Source organism: Moraxella caviae (genome assembly GCF_002014985.1).
Lineage (GTDB): Bacteria > Pseudomonadota > Gammaproteobacteria > Pseudomonadales > Moraxellaceae > Moraxella > Moraxella caviae.
This window is the reverse complement of record NZ_MUXU01000063.1, coordinates 34,049-54,385: the sequence shown is the minus strand read 5'-3', so window position 1 is coordinate 54,385 and position 20,337 is coordinate 34,049. Positions and strand designations below refer to the sequence as shown.

22 protein-coding genes are annotated in these 20,337 nt (G+C 47.5%); 13 read left to right on the top strand and 9 right to left on the bottom strand.

Going from position 1 to position 20,337, the window contains the following annotated elements; all coding sequences use genetic code 11:
• Nucleotides 1–292 precede the first annotated feature (292 nt).
• The 8 genes from B0181_RS09870 to fdx all read left to right on the top strand — a co-directional run bounded on the left by B0181_RS09870 (nucleotide 293) and on the right by fdx (nucleotide 7,093).
• Complete coding sequence (locus tag B0181_RS09870) at nucleotides 293–1,030, top strand: hypothetical protein (RefSeq protein WP_242620153.1); 738 nt, start codon at nucleotides 293–295, stop codon at nucleotides 1,028–1,030.
• Between the two features lie 344 nt (nucleotides 1,031–1,374).
• Entirely contained in the window at nucleotides 1,375–1,911 is a 537-nt protein-coding gene (locus B0181_RS09865) for an Rrf2 family transcriptional regulator (protein ID WP_078277333.1), read from the top strand.
• Nucleotides 1,908–3,131 (top strand): IscS subfamily cysteine desulfurase, encoded by a 1,224-nt coding sequence (locus B0181_RS09860; protein WP_078277332.1) that lies wholly within the window; start codon nucleotides 1,908–1,910, stop codon nucleotides 3,129–3,131. The genes B0181_RS09865 and B0181_RS09860 overlap by 4 nt, the downstream gene beginning before the upstream one ends.
• Nucleotides 3,132–3,315: 184 nt before the next feature.
• Nucleotides 3,316–3,699: a Fe-S cluster assembly scaffold IscU gene (iscU, locus tag B0181_RS09855; RefSeq protein ID WP_078277331.1), complete on the top strand. Its 384-nt coding sequence runs from the start codon at nucleotides 3,316–3,318 to the stop codon at nucleotides 3,697–3,699.
• 38 nt (nucleotides 3,700–3,737) lie between these two features.
• Nucleotides 3,738–4,058 carry an iron-sulfur cluster assembly protein IscA gene (gene iscA / locus B0181_RS09850; protein ID WP_078277330.1) on the top strand — a complete coding sequence of 107 codons (321 nt, stop codon included), beginning with the start codon at nucleotides 3,738–3,740 and terminating at the stop codon, nucleotides 4,056–4,058.
• A 10-nt stretch (nucleotides 4,059–4,068) separates the two neighbouring features.
• Nucleotides 4,069–4,578: a Fe-S protein assembly co-chaperone HscB gene (hscB, locus tag B0181_RS09845; RefSeq protein WP_158078965.1), complete on the top strand. Its 510-nt coding sequence runs from the start codon at nucleotides 4,069–4,071 to the stop codon at nucleotides 4,576–4,578.
• A gap of 255 nt (nucleotides 4,579–4,833) precedes the next feature.
• Nucleotides 4,834–6,690, top strand: a complete 1,857-nt coding sequence (gene hscA, locus B0181_RS09840; protein WP_078277328.1) for a Fe-S protein assembly chaperone HscA — start codon at nucleotides 4,834–4,836, stop codon at nucleotides 6,688–6,690.
• A 64-nt stretch (nucleotides 6,691–6,754) separates the two neighbouring features.
• Complete coding sequence (gene fdx / locus B0181_RS09835; protein ID WP_078277327.1) at nucleotides 6,755–7,093, top strand: ISC system 2Fe-2S type ferredoxin; 339 nt, start codon at nucleotides 6,755–6,757, stop codon at nucleotides 7,091–7,093.
• A 178-nt stretch (nucleotides 7,094–7,271) separates the two neighbouring features.
• Here fdx and purN read toward each other — a convergent pair whose 3' ends face one another.
• Both purN and purM read right to left on the bottom strand, forming a co-directional pair.
• Nucleotides 7,272–7,928, bottom strand: a complete 657-nt coding sequence (purN, locus tag B0181_RS09830) for a phosphoribosylglycinamide formyltransferase (RefSeq protein WP_165474554.1) — start codon at nucleotides 7,926–7,928, stop codon at nucleotides 7,272–7,274.
• A gap of 242 nt (nucleotides 7,929–8,170) precedes the next feature.
• Nucleotides 8,171–9,226, bottom strand: coding sequence for a phosphoribosylformylglycinamidine cyclo-ligase (gene purM / locus B0181_RS09825; RefSeq protein ID WP_078277325.1), 1,056 nt, complete (start codon nucleotides 9,224–9,226; stop codon nucleotides 8,171–8,173).
• Between the two features lie 380 nt (nucleotides 9,227–9,606).
• Between purM and B0181_RS09815 the strand changes: the two genes are divergently transcribed.
• From B0181_RS09815 to B0181_RS09800, 4 genes are all read left to right on the top strand, one after another.
• A complete protein-coding gene (locus B0181_RS09815) occupies nucleotides 9,607–10,707 on the top strand; it encodes an AI-2E family transporter (protein WP_078277323.1) in 1,101 nt (366 codons plus the stop codon).
• 200 nt (nucleotides 10,708–10,907) lie between these two features.
• Entirely contained in the window at nucleotides 10,908–11,657 is a 750-nt protein-coding gene (locus tag B0181_RS09810; protein WP_078277322.1) for a DnaA ATPase domain-containing protein, read from the top strand.
• A 60-nt stretch (nucleotides 11,658–11,717) separates the two neighbouring features.
• Nucleotides 11,718–12,368: a DUF2057 family protein gene (locus tag B0181_RS09805; RefSeq protein ID WP_078277321.1), complete on the top strand. Its 651-nt coding sequence runs from the start codon at nucleotides 11,718–11,720 to the stop codon at nucleotides 12,366–12,368.
• Nucleotides 12,369–12,470: 102 nt separating this feature from the next.
• Entirely contained in the window at nucleotides 12,471–13,058 is a 588-nt protein-coding gene (locus B0181_RS09800; RefSeq protein ID WP_078277320.1) for a GNAT family N-acetyltransferase, read from the top strand.
• 173 nt (nucleotides 13,059–13,231) lie between these two features.
• On the opposite strand, the gene zupT is transcribed toward B0181_RS09800, so the two are convergent.
• The 7 genes from zupT to B0181_RS09765 form a co-directional block, all read right to left on the bottom strand.
• The gene (gene zupT / locus B0181_RS09795; protein ID WP_078277319.1) at nucleotides 13,232–14,038 is read right to left on the bottom strand and encodes a zinc transporter ZupT; all 807 of its coding nucleotides are present in this window, start codon (nucleotides 14,036–14,038) and stop codon (nucleotides 13,232–13,234) included.
• Between the two features lie 264 nt (nucleotides 14,039–14,302).
• Nucleotides 14,303–14,560 carry a 50S ribosomal protein L27 gene (gene rpmA / locus B0181_RS09790; protein WP_003659274.1) on the bottom strand — a complete coding sequence of 86 codons (258 nt, stop codon included), beginning with the start codon at nucleotides 14,558–14,560 and terminating at the stop codon, nucleotides 14,303–14,305.
• A gap of 49 nt (nucleotides 14,561–14,609) precedes the next feature.
• Nucleotides 14,610–14,921 (bottom strand): 50S ribosomal protein L21, encoded by a 312-nt coding sequence (rplU, locus tag B0181_RS09785; protein WP_078277318.1) that lies wholly within the window; start codon nucleotides 14,919–14,921, stop codon nucleotides 14,610–14,612.
• A gap of 152 nt (nucleotides 14,922–15,073) precedes the next feature.
• Nucleotides 15,074–15,520, bottom strand: coding sequence for a hypothetical protein (locus B0181_RS09780; protein WP_078277317.1), 447 nt, complete (start codon nucleotides 15,518–15,520; stop codon nucleotides 15,074–15,076).
• A gap of 42 nt (nucleotides 15,521–15,562) precedes the next feature.
• Nucleotides 15,563–16,081, bottom strand: a complete 519-nt coding sequence (locus B0181_RS09775; RefSeq protein ID WP_078277316.1) for a TPM domain-containing protein — start codon at nucleotides 16,079–16,081, stop codon at nucleotides 15,563–15,565.
• 243 nt (nucleotides 16,082–16,324) lie between these two features.
• Nucleotides 16,325–17,518, bottom strand: coding sequence for a TPM domain-containing protein (locus tag B0181_RS09770; protein WP_169835765.1), 1,194 nt, complete (start codon nucleotides 17,516–17,518; stop codon nucleotides 16,325–16,327).
• Nucleotides 17,518–18,135 carry a LemA family protein gene (locus B0181_RS09765; protein ID WP_245953272.1) on the bottom strand — a complete coding sequence of 206 codons (618 nt, stop codon included), beginning with the start codon at nucleotides 18,133–18,135 and terminating at the stop codon, nucleotides 17,518–17,520. The genes B0181_RS09770 and B0181_RS09765 overlap by 1 nt, the downstream gene beginning before the upstream one ends.
• Nucleotides 18,136–18,789: 654 nt before the next feature.
• Between B0181_RS09765 and B0181_RS09755 the strand changes: the two genes are divergently transcribed.
• On the top strand, nucleotides 18,790–20,307 hold the full coding sequence (locus tag B0181_RS09755; RefSeq protein ID WP_078277313.1) for an alanine/glycine:cation symporter family protein: 1,518 nt from the start codon (nucleotides 18,790–18,792) through the stop codon (nucleotides 20,305–20,307).
• Nucleotides 20,308–20,337 lie beyond the last annotated feature (30 nt).

Below are 20,337 nucleotides of genomic sequence, written 5' to 3'. Positions count from 1 at the left end.
AATCTAGTACAGCCCCAAACAAAATCCACCAACGCACACAGTCCTTTTATCGTACAAAACACCCAAATACTACAAAAAGCACACAAAAGAATGCTCATTTTCACCGTCTGAAATTTTGTCTTTTTTGTGATTTTAAGCTACAATTTAGGCAAAATTACATAAAAATCTGGCAAATCTTGGATTTGTGCAGATTTTTCTTGGCTTTGCACAAATTATTATGCAGATTTTAAATATCAATTTGCAACGCCAAACCACGCAAACAAAACACAAAACGCTTAGGAATACAGCAGCAATGTCAAACCCAAACCCTTATACGGACACAACCACGACAGCCACAACGCCAAACGACAGCGCTCATTCGTACGACAGCCCAAAACCACAAAGTGGCGGACTGTCGCGCGGGCTTTTAAACGTGCTTTTGGTGTTTGTGGAATCTGCGATTACACTGGTGCTGCGCTTTGACCCTGAGCTGCGCCGCCTTGCCTATCCGCTTGCCGAAAAAAGCAAAGTGGTGTGTATCCGCACTTATCTGCCGCACACGCAGCTTTATGCCACCTTTTCGCATCGTGGCGTGCTTTTGGACAATGAGCTTGCCGCTGGACACAATGCTGACATCACCATCAACGCCTACAGCTTTCAGCTTGTCAATGCCTTGATGGGGCATAATCCAGACCACATTGACGTACTGCAAATGCGTGGCGACACCCAAGACGTGCAGCACTTAAAGGCATTTATGACAAGGCTTGGCGTGGGCGGTGTGATTCAAAATGTGCTTAATAAAGTGCGTGGCAATCCAAAAGATAAGCCAACGCCTGAACAAAAAGCGCAAAAATTGTCTGATTATCGTGAGCAAATCAACGAACAAGCCCAACAAATCAACGCCTTAGATAAAGACAATCGCCGCCTAAAAACTCAGCTTGCCGAGCTTGAAAACAAACAAAAAGCCACGTTTAAAGGCATGGTGATTGCGTGCGTGCTGGCGCTGATTTTTGCCATCGCCACCATCGTGCTGGGTGTGCAGCTTTATTGATTTTAGTGATGTAAACTTGGTTTTAAGTTTAGCAATCAAAGCATAAATTACAATTAAAAAGCGCAAATCTTATCATTTGCGCTTTTTTCATGCCTGTCAAGATTGATTGGCACAAATTTACCGCCATTTGCCGCCATTTGCCGCCATTCACTCAATCAATCGCAACGTTTGAAAAAGACAATCGTTTTATGCCGCTTTTTATGTAAAATAATCTTGACCTATTTACTAGGAATTACTATAATAAGCACAACTTATTTACTGATGAATGGCACAATCTTTGGCTTGGTATTTATAAATACTTGCCAGCAAACGCCGCCATTCTAGGCAATTTTGGAAATTTTACTATGCGCTTAACCACCCGTGGACGCTATGCCGTAACCGCCCTGCTTGATCTTGCGGTGCAAGAGAATCGCCACCAAGGTGCGGTATCGCTCTCCGACATCGCCAAACGCCAGTCCATTTCAATTTCTTATCTTGAGCAACTTTTCTCCAAGCTGCGCAAAAAAGGCTTGGTGAACAGCACACGCGGCGCATCTGGCGGTTATCATCTTGCCAAGCCACTCAATGAAATTGACGTAATGAGCATCATCACTGCCGTTGATGAAAGCGTGAACGCCATGCAATGCGGCGGCAAAGGCGACTGCCACGATGGCGCAATGTGCCTAACGCATGATTTGTGGCATAATCTGTCGGCACACATTGAAGCTTACTTGAAAAATGTAACGCTTGCCCAATTATTAGAATCACGCCACACGCAAAACATCGCCCAAGCCCAAGACAACCGCCTAAGCGAGCGTGCCAGCTACAAAACCAATTACGACAAAAAAGAAACCATCAATACTATCAACACAATCAACCTATTTGGGGTAAATCCAGCATGAGCCAGAATTCTTTAATCTACCTAGACTACGCAGCCACCACACCCATCGCCCAAGAAGTTGCCGATGAAATGGTCAAATACATGACTTTTGACGGCATTTTTGGCAACCCAGCTTCACGCTCACACGGCTTTGGTTGGCAAGCTGAAGAAGCGGTGGAAAATGCACGCATTCAAATCGCTGAAACCGTTGGCGCAGACCCACGCGAAATCGTATTCACCAGCGGCGCAACCGAATCTGACAACCTTGCCCTAAAAGGCGTGGCGCATTTTTACCACACCAAAGGCAAGCACATCATCACCAGCCAAATCGAGCATAAAGCGATTTTGGATACTTGCCGTCAGCTAGAGCAAGAAGGCTTTGAAATCACATATCTTGAGCCAGAACACGGCACAGGTAAAATCACACCAGAACAAGTGGCAAACGCTTTGCGTGATGACACCATTTTGGTAAGCCTAATGGCGGTGAACAACGAACTTGGCACGGTAACAGACATCGCTGCCATCGGTGAAATCACTCGCGAAAAAGGCGTGCTTTTCCATGTGGACGCCGCTCAAGCTGTGGGTAAAATCAAAATCAACCTTGGCGAACTAAAAGTAGACTTGATGAGCTTTAGCGGTCATAAAATCTATGGCCCTAAAGGCATTGGCGCGCTGTATGTGGGTCGTAAGCCACGCGTACGCATTAAAGCTGAGCAGCATGGTGGCGGTCATGAGCGTGGTATGCGTTCTGGCACACTTGCCACGCACCAAATCGTGGGCATGGGCGCAGCGTTTGAGCTGTCTGTGAAACGTTTTGATGAAGATCGCGCACACATCAAAGCCTTGCGTGATAAGCTGTGGAACGGTCTACAAGACATCGAAGAAGTATACCTAAACGGCTCGCTAGAAGACGGCATTCCAAACATCATCAACGTCAGCTTCAACTTCGTAGAAGGCGAAAGCTTGATGATGAGCCTAAAAGATTTGGCAGTATCATCAGGTTCTGCGTGTACTTCTGCGACACTTGAGCCATCATATGTGCTGCGTGCGATTGGCCGTCCTGACGAGCTTGCACATTCATCAATCCGCTTTAGTATCGGTCGCTACACCACCGAAGCGGACATTGACCGCGTACTTGCCCAAATTCATGACGCCGTGAATAAATTGCGTGAACTTTCACCGCTGTGGGATATGTTCAAAGAAGGCATTGATCTCAATAGCGTAGAGTGGCAAGAACACTAATCCAAACGCCAAGCGATGACTGAAATTTATCGCTTGGCAAGCATAAAACCATTTTAAATTTATAACTTGATTTAAAAATCAATTTTAAAAAATCAGCTCAAAATTGGCTTTTAAATTCATAAAATACAATTAGGCAAGGGCTGGATTAACAACAAAATCCGCCCTACCCAAATAGGAAATACTCATGGCATATTCAGATAAAGTTATTGACCATTACGAAAATCCACGCAACGTGGGTAACCTTGACAAAAACGCCAAAAATGTCGGCACTGGCATGGTCGGCGCACCTGCGTGTGGCGATGTGATGCGCCTACAAATCCAAGTGGGCGATGATGGCGTGATTGAAGACGCGAAATTTAAAACCTACGGCTGCGGCTCAGCGATTGCATCAAGCTCGCTGGTTACTGAGTGGCTAAAAGGCAAAACCCTAGATGAAGCAGCCGCCATCAAAAACAAAGACATCGCAGAAGAGCTGGCTTTGCCGCCTGTAAAAGTACACTGCTCAGTACTTGCCGAAGACGCAATCAAAGCCGCCATCAGCGATTATCAAGCCAAAGCAAACGCCTAACTTTGCTTGAAAGAACAACAACGCCAGTAGGAGATGTGATGATTACCCTAACCCAAAGAGCTGCCCAGCACGTCAAAGACTTTCTTGCCAATCGTGGTACAGGTGTCGGCATTCGTGTCGGAGTGCGTACGGCTGGCTGCTCGGGGCTGGCGTATGTGTTGGAATTTGTGGACGAGCCAAATGACGAAGACGAAAAATTCACCAGCGATGGCGTGAACGTATTTGTCGATCCAAAAAGTTTGGTCTACCTAAACGGCTTGCAGATGGATTTTGTAACCGAAGGACTAAATTCTGGCTTTAAATTCACCAACCCAAACCAAACTGGCGAGTGCGGTTGCGGTGAATCTTTCACGGTATAAGGCATAAATGATGAACAACTTTTTTGCCCTATTTGAGCTGCCTGTGGCGTTTGATGTGGATAAAACCGCCCTAAAAAATCGCTATTTGGCACTACAAAAACAGCACCACCCAGACAATCACGGTGGCGATGACAGCCAGTCTACGCTCATCAATCACGCCTTTGAAACCATCAATCGTGATGATAAGCGTGCCTTGTATTTACTGGATTTGCAAGGGCATGACATCAATTTGACCGAATCCATCAGCGACTTAGAATTTTTGGGCGAAATGATGGAAATCCGCATTGATTTAGACGATTGCACCAGTAAAGCAGAACTGGCGCCGCTTGAGCAAAGCGTACAAACGCTCATCAGTGCGCACAGCGATGATTTTCGCCAAGAATTTATTGCGCAAAACTGGACAAATGCCAAACTTGCCGCACAAAAGCTACACTTTTTAGGCAAACTTTATGATGACGTATTGTCAAAGGCGAGCGAATTTGTCAGCCATAATGATGGCGATGACGACTTGTACGTTTAGTCATATTTTGACGGCTGTTACCAAGCAAGCTATTTAAAATCGCAAGATTATCTTTGGTAAAATAAGTCATTGATAATATTGCAAATATTGACAATACACAAACGAATTTATTATAAAATAAGCCAAAAATCCGACAGCGCTGCTGTGTGCGATTTTAGCCAATCAAATGCGCCAAGTTTGCGCAAATGGCGCGCTTAAATTTAAACTTAAAAAACCACAAACACAAACCACACCCAATTTAAAACATCAAACGCCATGTCCCTACTACAAATCAGCGAACCCAATCAATCCAAAAACCCCCATCAGCACCGTTTTGCGCTGGGCATTGACCTTGGCACAACGCACTCTTTGGTGGGCGTGGTGCGCTCTGGGCGTGCCGATGTGCTTGCCTTTGGCGACTCGCCACTCTTGCCATCGGTGGTGTATTATGGCGAACAAGCAGACAAACCCATCGTAGGCAAGGCGGCGCTTGCCTTTGATGACCCTGCCAATACCATCATTTCCACCAAGCGTTTTATGGGGCGTGCCAAAAGCGACATCAAATTTAGCCACCCTTATGCCTTGGCAGGCGATGACGCCACCATGCCAACGTTCGTTACCGCACAGGGTGAAAAATCGCCTGTGGAAACGTCAGCGCACATTTTGGCGCACTTGTACAACCACGCCAAAGCCGCCCTGCCCCAAGACAGCATTGCTGGCGCAGTGATTACCGTGCCTGCGTATTTTGATGATGCGCAGCGCCAAGCCACCAAAGACGCAGCCGCTTCGGTAGGACTGGACGTTTTGCGCCTGCTGAATGAACCGACCGCTGCCGCCATCGCTTATGGTCTTGATAAGGCGGCTGAAGGCGTGTATCTGGTGTACGACTTGGGTGGTGGTACGTTTGATGTGTCTGTACTTAAGCTCAGCGATGGCGTGTTTGAAGTACTGGCAACAGGCGGCAACAGCGCCCTAGGTGGCGATGACATTGACCGCCTACTTGCCAACTGGCTCATCAAAATCGCTGGGCTAAATCCTGCCGACATTGATAGCAGCGAAAAATCACGACTGGCACGACTTGCCAAAAATTACAAACAAACGCTAAGCGGCAGCCCAAGCATCAGCATTTCAGAAACCATTGCAGGCGCACCGCTGCACACCACGCTGGATAATGACGTTTTGCGTGAAATTTGCGAGCCTGTCATTCGCCGCACCTTGCAAACTTGCGAGCAAGTCTTGCTAGACGCACGCTTGACACTAGAAGAGATTCGTGATGTGGTGCTGGTGGGCGGCTCTACCAGAATGCCTGTGATTCAAAAGTCGGTGCAAGAGTTTTTTAATAAAGAACCCCTTTGCAGTCTAAATCCTGACGAAGTGGTGGCACTGGGCGCAGCTCGTGTGGCAGATCAGCTGATCAACAAAAACCAAAACGGTCTACTTCTACTAGACGTTACGCCTTTGTCTTTAGGGCTTGAGACGATGGGCGGACTGGTGGAAGTTATCATTCCTAGAAATACGCCAATTCCCATCACCCGCCGCCAGACTTTCACCACGCACAGCGATGGGCAAACGGGCATGATTATTCATGTGGTGCAAGGCGAGCGTGATACCGTGGCGGACTGCCGCAGCCTTGCCAAATTTACCCTGCACGACATTCCACCAATGAAGGCAGGATTGGCACGCATTGAAGTTACGTTTAGCATTGACGCTAACGGACAGCTGAGCGTGTCTGCCAAAGAAACCACCACAGGCACTCAAAGCCAGATTGACGTCAGCCCAAGCTATGGTCTGAGCGATGAGCAGCAAGAAGCTCTGCTAAAAGCTGGATTTGCGCACGCCAATGAAGACAAGCAAAAACGTATGCTGATTGAAGCGCAAGTAGAAGCTGAGCGTGAGATTTTGGCACTGGATTCGGCTTTGGCAGAATTTGGCACATTGCTGAGCGATGATGACACGCACGCCCTGCAAGCGCACATGGCGCAAGTTAAAACCGCCATCGCCAGCAACGACAAGCCAACGCTTGATTCGGCTGTGGCAAACTTAAAACCGCTGAGCGATCGTTTTGCCGCCATCATCATGAATCAAAACGTCAAGCAAGCACTGGCAGGCACAAAAACGTCCGATTGGTCGTGATTGCGCCGCCCTTGCCATCATTTGATTTTCATCATTCATTTTCATTATAAAAACGGAAAAAATCATGGTAACTGTAACCCTACTTCCCCATCACGAAATCTGCCCAGAAGGCGCTGTTGTTGAGCTAAACGAAGGTGAAAACCTGTGTGAAGGCTTGCTTGAGCGCGGCATTAAAATTGAGCACGCCTGCGATATGTCAAAGGCTTGCACCACTTGCCACGTCATCGTGCGCAAAGGCTTTGACAGCCTAGAAGAGATGGACGACATTGAAGGCGATCTTTTGGATCGTGCGTGGGGGCTTGAGCCTGACTCGCGTCTGTCTTGCCAGTGCATCATCGCCAATGAAGATTTGACCATTGAAATCCCTAAATACACGCTCAACCACGCCAAAGAAAACCATTGATGGGCAAATGCTCTGATTGAATTTGTATTTGGCAAACTAAAAGCCTAACTTATCGATAAGTTAGGCTTTTTTATTGGTTTTAGAATTTGGGCTAATCTTAAGTGATGAGTTTGGCTTGCAAGGCTTGCACGATATAATTTAAAATTCACCAAATTCAAAACAACTTTATATAAAAAAACTAATCCAACCACAAACGGTACGGCAGCGCCACAAAGTTTGCTGATTGCTGCAGGTGATTTAAATCCAGCACGCCCTTGCTCATCAGCTCCAGCGTAAACGGCACAAGCTGATGTTCTAGTTTTTGAACACGCTGCTGCAAACTTTGCGCTGTGTCATGATGGCGCACCGCCAGCACTGCCTGAGTCAGCACTTGCCCTGCGTCCAGCTCTGCCGTTACCACGTGCACGCTACAGCCGTGCTGCGCTTCGCCTGCCGCCAGTACGCGTGCGTGCGTGTCCAAACCTTTATAATTTGGCAATAATGATGGGTGTAGGTTAATCATTGGGCATGGCACTTGGGCGATAAACTCTGCCGACAGCACACGCATAAACCCTGCCAACACCACCACATCAGGCTGCCATTCGCTCAAAAGCTCTAAAGTATGCTTTTCAAAGGTCTTAATACCCATGCGTTTGCCATTTGGCACATGAGACAGCACCACTGTACGCAAACCTGCATTCTTGGCACGCGTAACGGCATAAGCATCAGCGACATTGCTAATCACGCCGATGATGTCAACGTTTAGTTTGCCTGCCTGCATTTGGTCAATCAAAACTTGCAAATTACTGCCACTGCCTGACACCAGCACGGCGATTTTCAACTTTTTACTCATGATTTTCTTGGAATAAATGCGTTGGTTATTGGATGAAATCAAACACGCCACATCATTTTTGCCATGCCATCAAAATGAAGCGCCATCAAAATGAAGCGCCATCAAAATTAAGCCGCCATTGGCAAAATTCATCTTGGCGACACCCACCAAACAAGCCGAGATTTTAATCAAGCTTGCTTGATGGGTTATGCCGATGTGCAGCAAGGCGCATGATTTTTATGGATTTGGCGTGCAAATCTGGCAAATTATTTGGTATAAACCACCGCTTCGCCTGTACGATCCACGATTTCGCCAATTTTCCATGCGCTCTCGCCTTGTGCGCTCAAAAACTCAAGTGCGGTATCCGCTTTATCGGCTGGCAATACAATCACAAAACCCACGCCGCAGTTAAAGGTGCGCACCATTTCGCTTTCTACGATGTTGCCGCCTTGTTGCAGCCATTTGAACACCGCAGGAAATTCCCACGAAGCCAAATCAATCTGCGCTGACAGATGTTCTGGCAATATGCGCGGCAAGTTTTCCGTCAAGCCACCGCCTGTGATGTGCGCCATCGCATGAATGTTGGCATTGCCCAGCTGTTTTTGCAGTGCGTTTACTGATTTCACATAAATGCGAGTCGGCTTCATCAAAGCGTCCGCAAGGCTTTCATCGCCCAGTTTTTCGCTCGCCACGTCTGCGCCAGTAACTTCGATCACCTTGCGCACCAGCGAATAACCGTTTGAATGCACGCCGCTAGAAGCCAGCGCAATCAGCACGTCGCCTTTTTGTACGTTTGCGCCAGTGATGACCTCGCTTTCTTCCACCACGCCCACGCAAAAGCCCGCCAAGTCGTAATCTTCGTCTTGGTACATGCCCGGCATTTCGGCAGTTTCACCGCCAATCAGCGCACAGTTTGCCAATTTACAACCATCGCCAATGCCACGAATGACAGCTTCTGCTGTGTCCACGTCCAGCTTACCTGTGGCGTAATAATCTAGGAAAAACAGCGGCTCAGCACCACACACCAGCAAATCATTCACACACATCGCCACCAAATCTTGACCGATGGTGTCGTGGCGGTTTAAATCCAGTGCCAGCTTCAATTTTGTGCCTACGCCATCTGTGCCAGACACCAAAAGTGGTGATTTGTAGCCTTGCGGAATGCGGCAAAGCGCCCCAAAGCCACCCAAACCGCCCACAACTTCAGGGCGCGTGGTTGCTTTGGCGACTGACTTGATGCGTGATACCAACGCTTCGCCTGCGTCAATGTCCACGCCTGCGTCTTTGTAGCTCAGCGATTGGCTGCTTGATGATTGGCTCATGAGAAATCCTTAAATGCAAACAAATACAAAAATACAAGAAAAACACGAAAAGCGGTCGCACCGCCAGCAAGCCTTTACTTGCCATCTTGCGCCATTATAACAAAAAGCCACACAAAAAGCAGAGCAAATCATCACAAAAGCACGCAAAAATCTTTCAACAATCGCCAAAAACCACTTTTTATCGCAAATCATGCTACAAAAGCTCGCCATTTTCTCGTACAATAGAGCGTATTTATCATAAAGTAAGGCTTTGTCGCTGTAAAAGTGAGTTAAATTTTGGCTGTCTTTTAGCCGCTTAAAATTTAGCTGCTTTTAAATTTAGCCATTTTTCAGCAAACCGCCTTACTAAACAAACCCAAACCACACCAAAAGCCAAATTTATGTTTTCTCGTCTAGATCCGTTTTTTCGCCGCTTATTCATTCTCACCTTTTTGGTGCTGTTTTTGTACGCGCTATATTTGATGAAATCGGTGATTGCGCCCTTTTTTGCGGCGTTTATCTTGGCGTATTTTTTAAATCCGCTTGTCAGCATGGTGGCAAAGTTCATGCCACGCATTTTGGCGATTGCGGTCGTGTACATCAGCGGCTTATTTGTGCTGGGCGGACTTTTGATTTGGCTGATGCCAATGCTGTGGGCGCAGCTACAGCTGGCATGGGAGTCGCTGCCTGCGCTGGTAACGTGGTACAATGATGTGGTGCGTGCTTGGATTGGACAGCATACTAATAGCGAGCTTATGCCGCTTGAGCTGAACGTCATTTCAGACGCTTTGGTGAAATTTTTCCAAAATAATTATCAAGTGGCGGACGCACAATCTTTCATCAGACAAGCGCTCACTTCGGGCGTGAGTGCGGCAAACAGTCTTGGCTTGACGGTGATGGTGCCGATTTTAACTTTTTATTTTTTACTTGGCTGGCATAAACGCTTGGCAAGCTGGCAAGCCGCCATTCCCAAGCCTTATACCAAAAAAGTGCTAGAAATCGCCAAAGACTGCGACCGTGCGCTGATGAATTTTGCCAAAGGGCAGCTTTTGGTTATGCTTTTGCTTGGGGCGATTTATGCCGTTCAATTACACTTAATTGGGCTAAATTTGGGGCTGATTATCGGCATCAGCGCAGGCATTGCCAGCTTTGTGCCGTATTTGGGTTTTGGGTTTGGCATCGTGGCGGCATTGGCGGCTGGCTTGTTTCAATTTGGCTTTGACTGGGTGTATTTGGCACTGATTGTCGGAGCGTTTATGGTTGGGCAAGTGCTAGAAGGCTATGTGCTGCAGCCGCTGCTTTTGGGCGATAAAATTGGACTGTCGCCTTTATGGGTGATTTTCTCGGTGCTGGCTGGCGCTTCTTTACTGGGATTTGTGGGCATGCTAATCGCCCTGCCTGTGTCTGCGGTGCTAAATGTGCTTGTGCATCACGCTTATAAGGCGTATCTGGACAGTGATTGGCACAAAGGCGCGCGCCAGCTGGATATGTGGAAAGACTAACCAAAAACCTATCAAAAGACCAGCCGAACATCCACAAAAACAAACGCAATACAAAATCAGCTTGCACACATTTCCCAAAATGTGCTATATATAGCAAAAATTTGGCGCAGGCTCACAATAACGCTCAAACCTCAGCCAAATTTAATCAATAATTTACGAAAACAACAAATTTATAACGACAACTGGGGCGCGCACCGTTCATGAGTGATTTTGTACAAACCGCTTTTAACTTTGACGTACGACAAGACACCGATCTTAGCGACTTTGAAAGCGCAGGATTTCGTCCGCTGATGAACGCCATTAACGAAATTTTATCAGGCAATTTGCGTGAACTTTTTATCGTGGGCAGACGTGGCTTTGGCAAGACGCACCTAGCCATGGCAATGCACCGCTACTTAAGCGCGCACAAAAAAACCGTCATCAATCTATCGCTGAACGATTTAATCAGCAGCGGTGCAGACGGCTCGGCATTGCTTGGGCTTGAGACTTTTGATGTCATCATCATTGATGATTTTCAAGCCGTTACAAGCAGCCGTGCGTGGCAAGAAAATTTGTTTGATTTGATTAACCGTGTGCGTGATCAGAAAAAACAAATGGTTTATCTTGCCACTGCGCCTGCCAAAGAGCTTGGCATTGGGCTTTTGGATTTGACCACTCGTCTATCGCTTGCGCCGACTTTTCGTCTGCCAAATAACGAAGACATCAAAGACAGACAAGCCATGCTAAACTCTGTGCTGCGCCGTAAAAATTGGCGCTTGCCAGAGCCGATTTATCAGCATTTATTGACGGCAGGCCCGTATCATGCTGGCGGAATGCTGGATATTTTGGATAAAATCTCGCCCATGCTCACAAGTTTGCCGCGTGTACACATTCCTAAAAAAACCATCGATGAAGTTAAGCAACTCATTGAAAAAGAAACGCTTTTACTAGAAATTCATGAAAATGACTGAAGATAAAATCATCATAAACGCATTTTCACATCATTCACAAACCAACCAAAAGGATTATTTATGAAAATCGCCAAAGCCCTACTGATTGCGGCTGCACTAACTGGCACCAGCGCACTTGCCGATGTTACGCTGCTGGTTGATGATAATATCAAAGTAACCGCCATCAACGGACAAGAAATTCGCCACGGCGCACTGCAGCCTTTACAGCAAAAATTCACCTTGACGGCCGGCAATCACGCCATCACCGCACGCTATGATCGCTTGTTTGACTTGACTCGTGGCGATCACGATTACCTAAAATCAGGTAACGTTACCGTAACGGCAACGCTTGCGGACAACCAAACCTACCAGCTTGTCATGCCAAATCAACCAAACACCTACTCAGCCGCCAAAGAATACGCCAAAGCACCAACGCTTGCCATCGCACAAAATGGTCAAATTCTAGCGTCTGAAAGCACGGTAGCGAATAATTCAGGTTTTCTTGGCTCAATCGGTCAAAGCATTGGCGCAATGTTCGGCCGTGATAATGCCGTTCACGCCAACCAAAAAGCCATCGCTGCGCTAAATCAAGCGCCAGCAGCCACCACAACCACTCAAACAGCTGCGCCTGTGCCAGCCGCACAAAAAGACAGCCTAGATGGCTTTATGCAGCTTTGGCTAAACGCCAGCCCAGAAGAGCGTGAAAAAATCCGCCAATGGGTACAAAAATAAGCCGACAAAAAGCCTTGATTATAAGCATATCAAGGCTTTTATTTTGGTGAATTTTTACACGTCTCAAATTTTCATTCACTATGTTAATCAACGCTTACAACAATGAGTACAAATACCCTAAGCTCCACAGCCGACATCACCAAAGACAACGTGCGCCTACGAGTCGCCACGCCAGATGACGCCAAAGAGTTGGTGAAACTTTTGGATTGTTGCTACCGTACGGACGCAGGCTGGACAAACGAAGCGGCATTGATTGGCGGCATTCGCACCACCGAAGATGAAATCATACAAACCATCAACAAAGAAGGCAGCTATCTTTTCGTCTTTGACAATCCCACCAATGATGGCGATTTTAACTTGCTGGCGTGCATTGGCGTGCAATTCACCAATATGCACGGTAAAAACATCGCCTACATCGGTACATTTGCCGTCTCACCCAAACTGCAAGGCAAAGGTATTGGCAACACCCTGCTGTCAGCGGTAGAAACTTTCGCCACGCGCCACGCCGAAAGCCGCGCCCTTGATGGCTTTGCGATGTCTATTTTATCCCATCGCCCAGAGTTGCTTGCGTACTATCAAAGACGCGGCTATCAAATGACCGACCATGCCATGCCATTTCCTGATGACGGCAAAAACGGCAAACCCAAGCGTGATGATTTGACGCTTAATTGGTTGTTTAAGGGGTTGTGATTTTTAAATGATGATTTTTAGGTGGTGAATTAAAAAGTGTCTTTGGGTGGTATTTTGGTTTTTGGGCGTAAATTGAGTGCAATAAGCTAGCTTTGCGTATTTTGGTGAATGGCTAAATCACACAAAACAAATCATATTTTTAAACAAGTTAAGCGCATGAGATCAGGCTTAAATCACCCATGAAACAACACCAAACTCAGCGCCATCACCACCATACCGCCAACCAAACCGTAAACAGTTTCGTGTCCGTCTGAATAACGCTTGGCGGCTGGCAAAAGCTCATCCATCGCCAAAAATACCATCACGCCTGCAATCACGCCAAACACCATGCCGAACACCGCAGGCGATAAAAACGGACTTAATATCAAATATCCCAAAATCGCGCCCAAAGGCTCCGCCAGCCCAGAAATCAAGCAGGCAAATACCGTCAGTTTCTTATCGCGCGTGGCGTAATAAATGGGCGCAGCGATGGAAATCCCTTCTGGAATGTTATGCACAGCAATGGCAAGCGCAAGTGGCGCGCCCAAAGTCGGGCTTTCTAGCGTGGCAAAAAAAGTTGCCAAGCCTTCAGGAAAATTATGCGCCGTGATGGCAAGCGCCGCCAAAATGCCAATGCGCTTGATGTAGGCTTCATTAGAATCTTTGAATTTTGGGTCGTCCGCATCAAGTGTGGCGTGCGGATTGGGAATTAAGCGGTCAATCACCATCACCGCAATCAAACCCGCCAAAAACGAAAACGTGGCATAATTAAAACCTGATGCGCCAAACATCAAGCCAAAACTGCTCACCGATTTGCCAAGAATCTCCGTCAATGACACAAACACCATCGCTCCACCAGCGAATGCCAAGCCAAATGCCAACATTCTAGGGCTTGGCGTTTTTTGGAAAAAGACGAGCGCGCTGCCAAGCACCGTTGCCAAGCCAGCGGCAAAGGTTATCAAAAGTGCTATTAGCACATCGTTTAGCATCAAATCATTCATTATGGCGCTTCGCCCTTTTGTTGGCTTGTGATGGGTGGTTTGGATTGACTGTGCTTTTGTCAATCACCTACTAATAAAATGGTTAAATTGTATGTGAATCTTATGATAATTTCAATAATTGAAAATCAATAGGTTTAATTGATTTTATTAAACCAAACGAAAACCCACCACGACTGTGATGGGTTTGGCGCATGGATTTAGTGGCGTACCACTTTTTAATCAATGCGCTAAATTCTAAACTTAGCTTTAAGTAAATTTTAAAAATTACTTAGCAAGTACAGAAACGTAACGGCGGTTGAATTGACCTTTGGTCTCAAATTTCACCACGCCTTCGGTCAATGCGAACAAAGTATGATCGCGACCCATGCCAACGCCTTCGCCTGCATGGAATTCAGTGCCACGCTGACGAACGATGATATTACCTGCAACAACGTCTTGACCGCCAAATACTTTTACGCCAAGCATTTTTGGGTTAGAATCACGACCGTTACGAGTAGAACCTGCGGCTTTTTTATGTGCCATGAGAATGTCTCCTGTTGTGCCCTAAAGAGCATCAAAATCAAAATGTGAATTAAGCGTTGATTGCGCTGATTTTCAGCTCAGTAAACCATTGACGATGGCCTTGCTCTTTGTGGTAGTGCTTACGGCGACGGTGCTTCACAATGCGCACTTTTTTACCACGGCCGTGGCTTACCACTTCAGCTTGTACATTCGCGCCTGCCACAACTGGCTGACCGATTTTGATGTCAGAACCATTTACTACCATCAAAACGTCTTCGATGGTAAGGGTTTGACCCACTTCGGCTTTTAGTAGCTCAACTTTCAAAGTCTCGCCAACGCTTACACGGTGCTGTTTACCGCCACTTTTGATAACTGCGTACATCTGCGTTCTCCAAACAAACCTGTGTGCCGTGGTTGCCAACTTCAGCAACGCTTGATAACGAACACGACAAGGCAAAATAAAGCGGTATTCTACTAAAATATTTTGATATTTTCAAGTCTTTTTGATGAAATTTTTATCTTTTATTCATGATTTTAAATCAATGCCTGCACACGCCCCGCCAACGCCGCCAATTCATCATCGCTAAGCGCAGGTTGAACCGTAAAAATCTGCACATCACCCATTTTACGCACGCTGATTTCTTGCGTCTTTTCATCAAAAACCACCGTCGCCAAATGCGTATGATTTGTGGCGTTAAACACCAAAACTCGCTCGGCTTTGGCGGTGAGTGTACACATTGGCAAAAGTCTGCTTAGGCGTGCAGCAAATTCGCTGGCAACCTTGCTGGGTTCGTTGCTGGGCTCGCTACGGGGCTGCTTACTGGTTTTGACTGAATGTATACTTAATGAAGGCTTATGAGTGATTTTGTTTGGAAAATCTGACTTGGGCTTTTTGCCTTGCAAACGTGGCAAAAGTACCGCCCACAAAAGCAGCACGCCAATCACCGCAAGCAACACCAAAAGCCACGTCAAACCATTCATAAAGAGCACTTATTTTAAAAACTACTTATTTTAACAAGCCAGTTATTTTAAAAACACCACATCATTAGGCAGCTCGTTGCCCACCCTATCATCGCTTGGATAATGCGCACGCAGCACATCGCCCACTTGCGCAATCAGTGTGGTCAAGCCGTCTTGCATTTTACCTTCACGAAACGCTGTAATCGCCTGCTCGCTAAGCGCCTGCCAAGTATGCGCCATTGCCGCGCGGTCAATGCCACGGTCAGCGATGATTTCCAAATCATGCTCGCACGCATTGACGTAAATCAGCACGCCTGTATTGTCTTCGGTATCCCAAACGTGATGGCTGGCAAACAAAGACAGCGCACGCTCGCGGCAGCCCATACGATACGCATCGCTGATGGGCAGATGATTTTCAATGATGACGTAAATCTCGCCACTATGCCCGATTTCCGCCTGCGTGATGGCGTGGTGCAAAGCGTCTTTAACCTTGGCGGTCAGCCATCGCTGCTGCAAAATGGGAATAAAGCACAGCTGGCGCAGTAGGCGCGATAAACTTTTGCTGGATTCAATGCGTTCCATAAATACAAATTACAATATAAAAGTCAATTTATCAAAGGTTTGGCGGCTGGGTGTAGAATTTACGGTTAAATTGTCAGTTTGGTTGTTAGAATGGGTTGTCAGTTTGGCGTGGTTTTGCCTGTTGTTGGTTTGGTGTGATTTGATAATTTGGTAAGTGATTCAAGATAATAAACCATCTTGACAAGCGTTTTTAATCGTCTAAATTTATCAAACACTTGCCAAAACTCACCTAAAATTTAGCCACTACCACGAACCGCCAGCACCGCCGCCGCCGAAGCCGCCGCCCCCACCGCCGAAGCCGCCAGAACCAAAGCCGCCGCCACCGAAACTGCCACCGCCAAAGCCGCCTGTGCCAAATACCACATGACTGCGTCTGCCGCCAGATGAGCCGCCACCACGTCCACCGCCACGACCATTGCCTTTAAACAATAAAAACAGCCATACCAGCACCGCCACGCCAAGACTTAACGGCAAGCCAATGCCTGTCATCACACCCATACCACCAACGCCCAAGGCAGTTGCGCTGGCGCCAAGCACTCGCCCAAGCAAGCTCGTCAAAAATGCGCCAAACACAATGCCAAAAATCAGCAATGGCAAAGCAGCACCTACAACGTCCGCAGGCTCAGCATTGGCATTTTGGGCGGCTGCGTCTGCTCGTGCTAGGCTTTCAGGGTCGCTGTGCAATCGCTCATTGATACTGGCAATGCCTGCCGACAAGCCTTGAGCGTATTGCCCTGTTTTAAAAGATGGCGTGATGTCGTTACGAATGATGCGCTTGAGTGCTGCGTCAGGCAATACACCTTCAAGTCCATAGCCTGTCAAGATGTACAAATCACGATCGTTAATCGCCACCACGATAAGCAAGCCATCGTCCGTGTCCTTATCGCCCAGCTGCCAACGCTCCGCCACCGCCAGCGCATAATCAAAAATCGGCACGCCATCGGTGCTAGGAATCACCACCAAAGCCGCCTGCGCCAAGCGTTCATCATAAATCGCACGCAGCTGCGCGCTCAAATGCGCTTTTTCGCTGGCACTCAGCACGCCCGCTGCGTCCACCACTGGCTGATTTAAAATCAGCTTATCATGCGTAACAGGTCTTGCGTCTGATGTGATGGGTGTGCTGCTGTTCGCTTGCTGCTCGGTGCTGGCTTGCGGGCGTGCGTCATCGCCAAATTCTGCCGCCACTTCACCAAGCGGTGATAATGGCTCAGATAAGGTATCGGACAGTGGCTTGGATAAGCCCGCACCACTGCCTTGTCTGCCTAAAATCACTGCCGCAGCCGCATCGTCCGCCAACTGCTCATCTGTGGCGGTCGCAGTTGCTGTGGCGTTTTGTGCATGGCTTAGGCTTGGCACGGCAAGCGATACCGCCATCAATGCAGACAACAAAACCGATAAGCGAAATGGCGCGCCATCAGTGCGCTTTGGGGTATTCATTATTGTGCAGTCGCTTCGCCTGTGGCTGGTGCTTGGGCTGCGCCTGACGCACCATTGCCAAAATTCACGCTCGGCGCAGTAGAAATTTCACGCTCATTTTCCACCGTGAAATTCGCCTTTTTCTCCATGCCAAACACCATCGCCGTTAGGTTGGTTGGAAATTGGCGCACGGTGGTGTTGTAGCCTTGCACGTCTTGGATATAACGCTGGCGAGCCACAGTAATGCGATTTTCCGTACCTTCCAGCTGCGCTTGCAAATCTTGGAACAAAGTGTCCGCTTTTAGCTCTGGATAACGCTCAGACACCGCCATCAAACGCGACAATGCACTGGTCATCTGCGCTTGAGCGGCTTGGTATTGCTCCATCGCCTGCGGATTATTCAGCGTCTCTGGCGTCAGCTGAATGCTGCCTGCTGCGGCGCGCGCCTTGGCCACATCGGTAAATACCGCTTGCTCATGCTCAGTATAACGCTGCACCACCGCCACCAAGTTTGGCACAAGATCAGCACGGCGTTGGTATTGGTTCACCACTTCTGACCAAGAAGCATTGACTTGCTCGTCTTGGGCTTGCAGGGCGTTATAGCCGCAGCCTGTCAAAGACAGCGTGCCTGCCATCATCAGCGCAAGGCTGATATTTTTGGCAAATTTTGCTGGGCGGCTCGGTTGATTGGTTGGAATTGTGCTTTTCATGGGTGTCCTATCAAAACTTAACAAAGAGACTTAAATTCAAAATTTAAATCACAAATTTATCAAACGCCTGTTGGCGAACTCACCCTTTATAATGACAACTTTACAAACAAAATACAAGCCGAACCGCCTTGAAACTTACAAAACAACACAATTTATCCACCAAACAGTAAAATCCACCACGCATCAACGCCACGCAAAACCAAATTTCAGCACCAAAACCCACCCAAAATCGCCCTTTTTACGGAAAAATTTGGCAAATTTTGTAAATTTTCGTGTCTTTTTGCAAAAAATACTGGAAATTGTTGCGAAAATGTGGCAAATTGCAAAGGTGATTTATCTGGGGTAAACGGACGTAACTTTTCTCGCCTGTGTTTTTGGATAAATCTGACAACACCAACCTTCTTATAAAACAATCTCAATAACCAAAGCTGCCTAGCACTTGCTTGATATTGGCGTTTGACTTTTGGCTTGACTTTTAAAGTTTTTGTGTCAAGTTTTCAAGGCTTTAGCGCGCTCAATCATCAAATTGACTGGCTTATTTTTGGCTTTGCGTTTTTATTTTCCAATCCTAAGGAATAGCTGATGGAAAATTTTATCGATACATTAAATGGCATTATTTGGAGTCCAGCGCTGATTTATTTGTGCTTGGGCGCAGGTCTGTTTTATTCGCTGATGACACGCTTTGTGCAGCTGCGAATGTTCAAGGAATCGGTTCGTTTGATGTTTGACCGCACCAAAAGTGCGGACGGCATTTCATCATTTCAAGCATTCGTTGTTTCTGTTGCCAACCGTGTTGGTGTGGGTAACATCGCAGGTGTGGCAGCCGCCATCGGCTTTGGTGGCCCATCGGCAGTATTTTGGATGTGGGTTGTGGCGTTCTTGGGCGCATCTACCGCTTATGCCGAATCTACCCTAGCGCAGATTTATAAAGAGCGCGACCCAATCACAGGTCAATACCGTGGCGGCCCTGCTTATTATTTTGAAAAAGGCTTGGGTCAAAAATGGTACGCCATCATCTTTGCCATCGCAGCCATCATTTCGTGCGGTATTTTCTTGCCGGGCGTGCAGGCAAATGGCGTGGTAAGCGCAGTAACTCGTATCACAGGCGATGGCTCGGTGATGAATTTTCTGGGCATGGACGTTGGCACAAACCGTGTTATCGTGATGGGCTTTGTGGTCGCTGCCCTAGCAATCATCATCATCGGCGGCATCAAGCGCATTGCAAACTTTGCTGAGCTTATCGTACCGTTCATGGCGGTGGGTTACATCATTCTTGCCTTACTTATCATGGTGATGAATTTTGAGCAAATCCCTGCGGTATTTAGCCTAATCATGAGCGACATCTTCAACCCAATGGCAGGTCTTGGTGCAGCGATTGGCTGGGGCGTAAAACGTGGCGTATACTCAAACGAAGCAGGTCAAGGTACTGGCCCGCACCACGCAGGCGCAGCAGAAGTTCAGCACCCAGCCCAGCAAGGCTTGGTACAGGCTTTCTCGGTGTATGTGGATACTTTGATTGTCTGCTCGGCAACTGCCTTCATGATTTTGACCATGGGTACTTACAACGTACAAGGCGAACTTGAAGCCGGTCAATTCATCGTTCAAAACGTAGACGCAGCAGTAGAAATCGGCACGCCAGCCTTCACACAGATGGCATTGGCAAGCACCTTTGGCGCATTTGGTGATTATTTCATCGCTGTGGCTGTGTTCTTCTTTGCGTTCACCACCATCATGGCGTACTATCACATCGCTGAAATTAACGTAGTGTATCTGTCTCGCTTCTTTGGCACAGGCGTACAAAAAGTGGGTATGTGGTTTGCCAAAATCGTTATCCTGCTGATGGCAGCTTACGGCTCACTAAACAGCGCAGGCGCTATCTGGGCATTGGGCGATATTGGCGTGGGCATGACTGCTTGGCTAAACATCGTGGGTATCTTGCTGATGTTTGCTTTCCTAACCAAGCCAACCTTGCGTGCGCTCAACGACTATGAAGCACAAAAACGTGCAGGTATCACCAACTTCACCTTTGACCCAGTAAAACTTGGCATTAAAAACGCCACCTTCTGGGAAGAGCGTCTAAAACAGCAAAAACAAGATTGATGGCAAACCCACAATCCACAAACCCTGCCT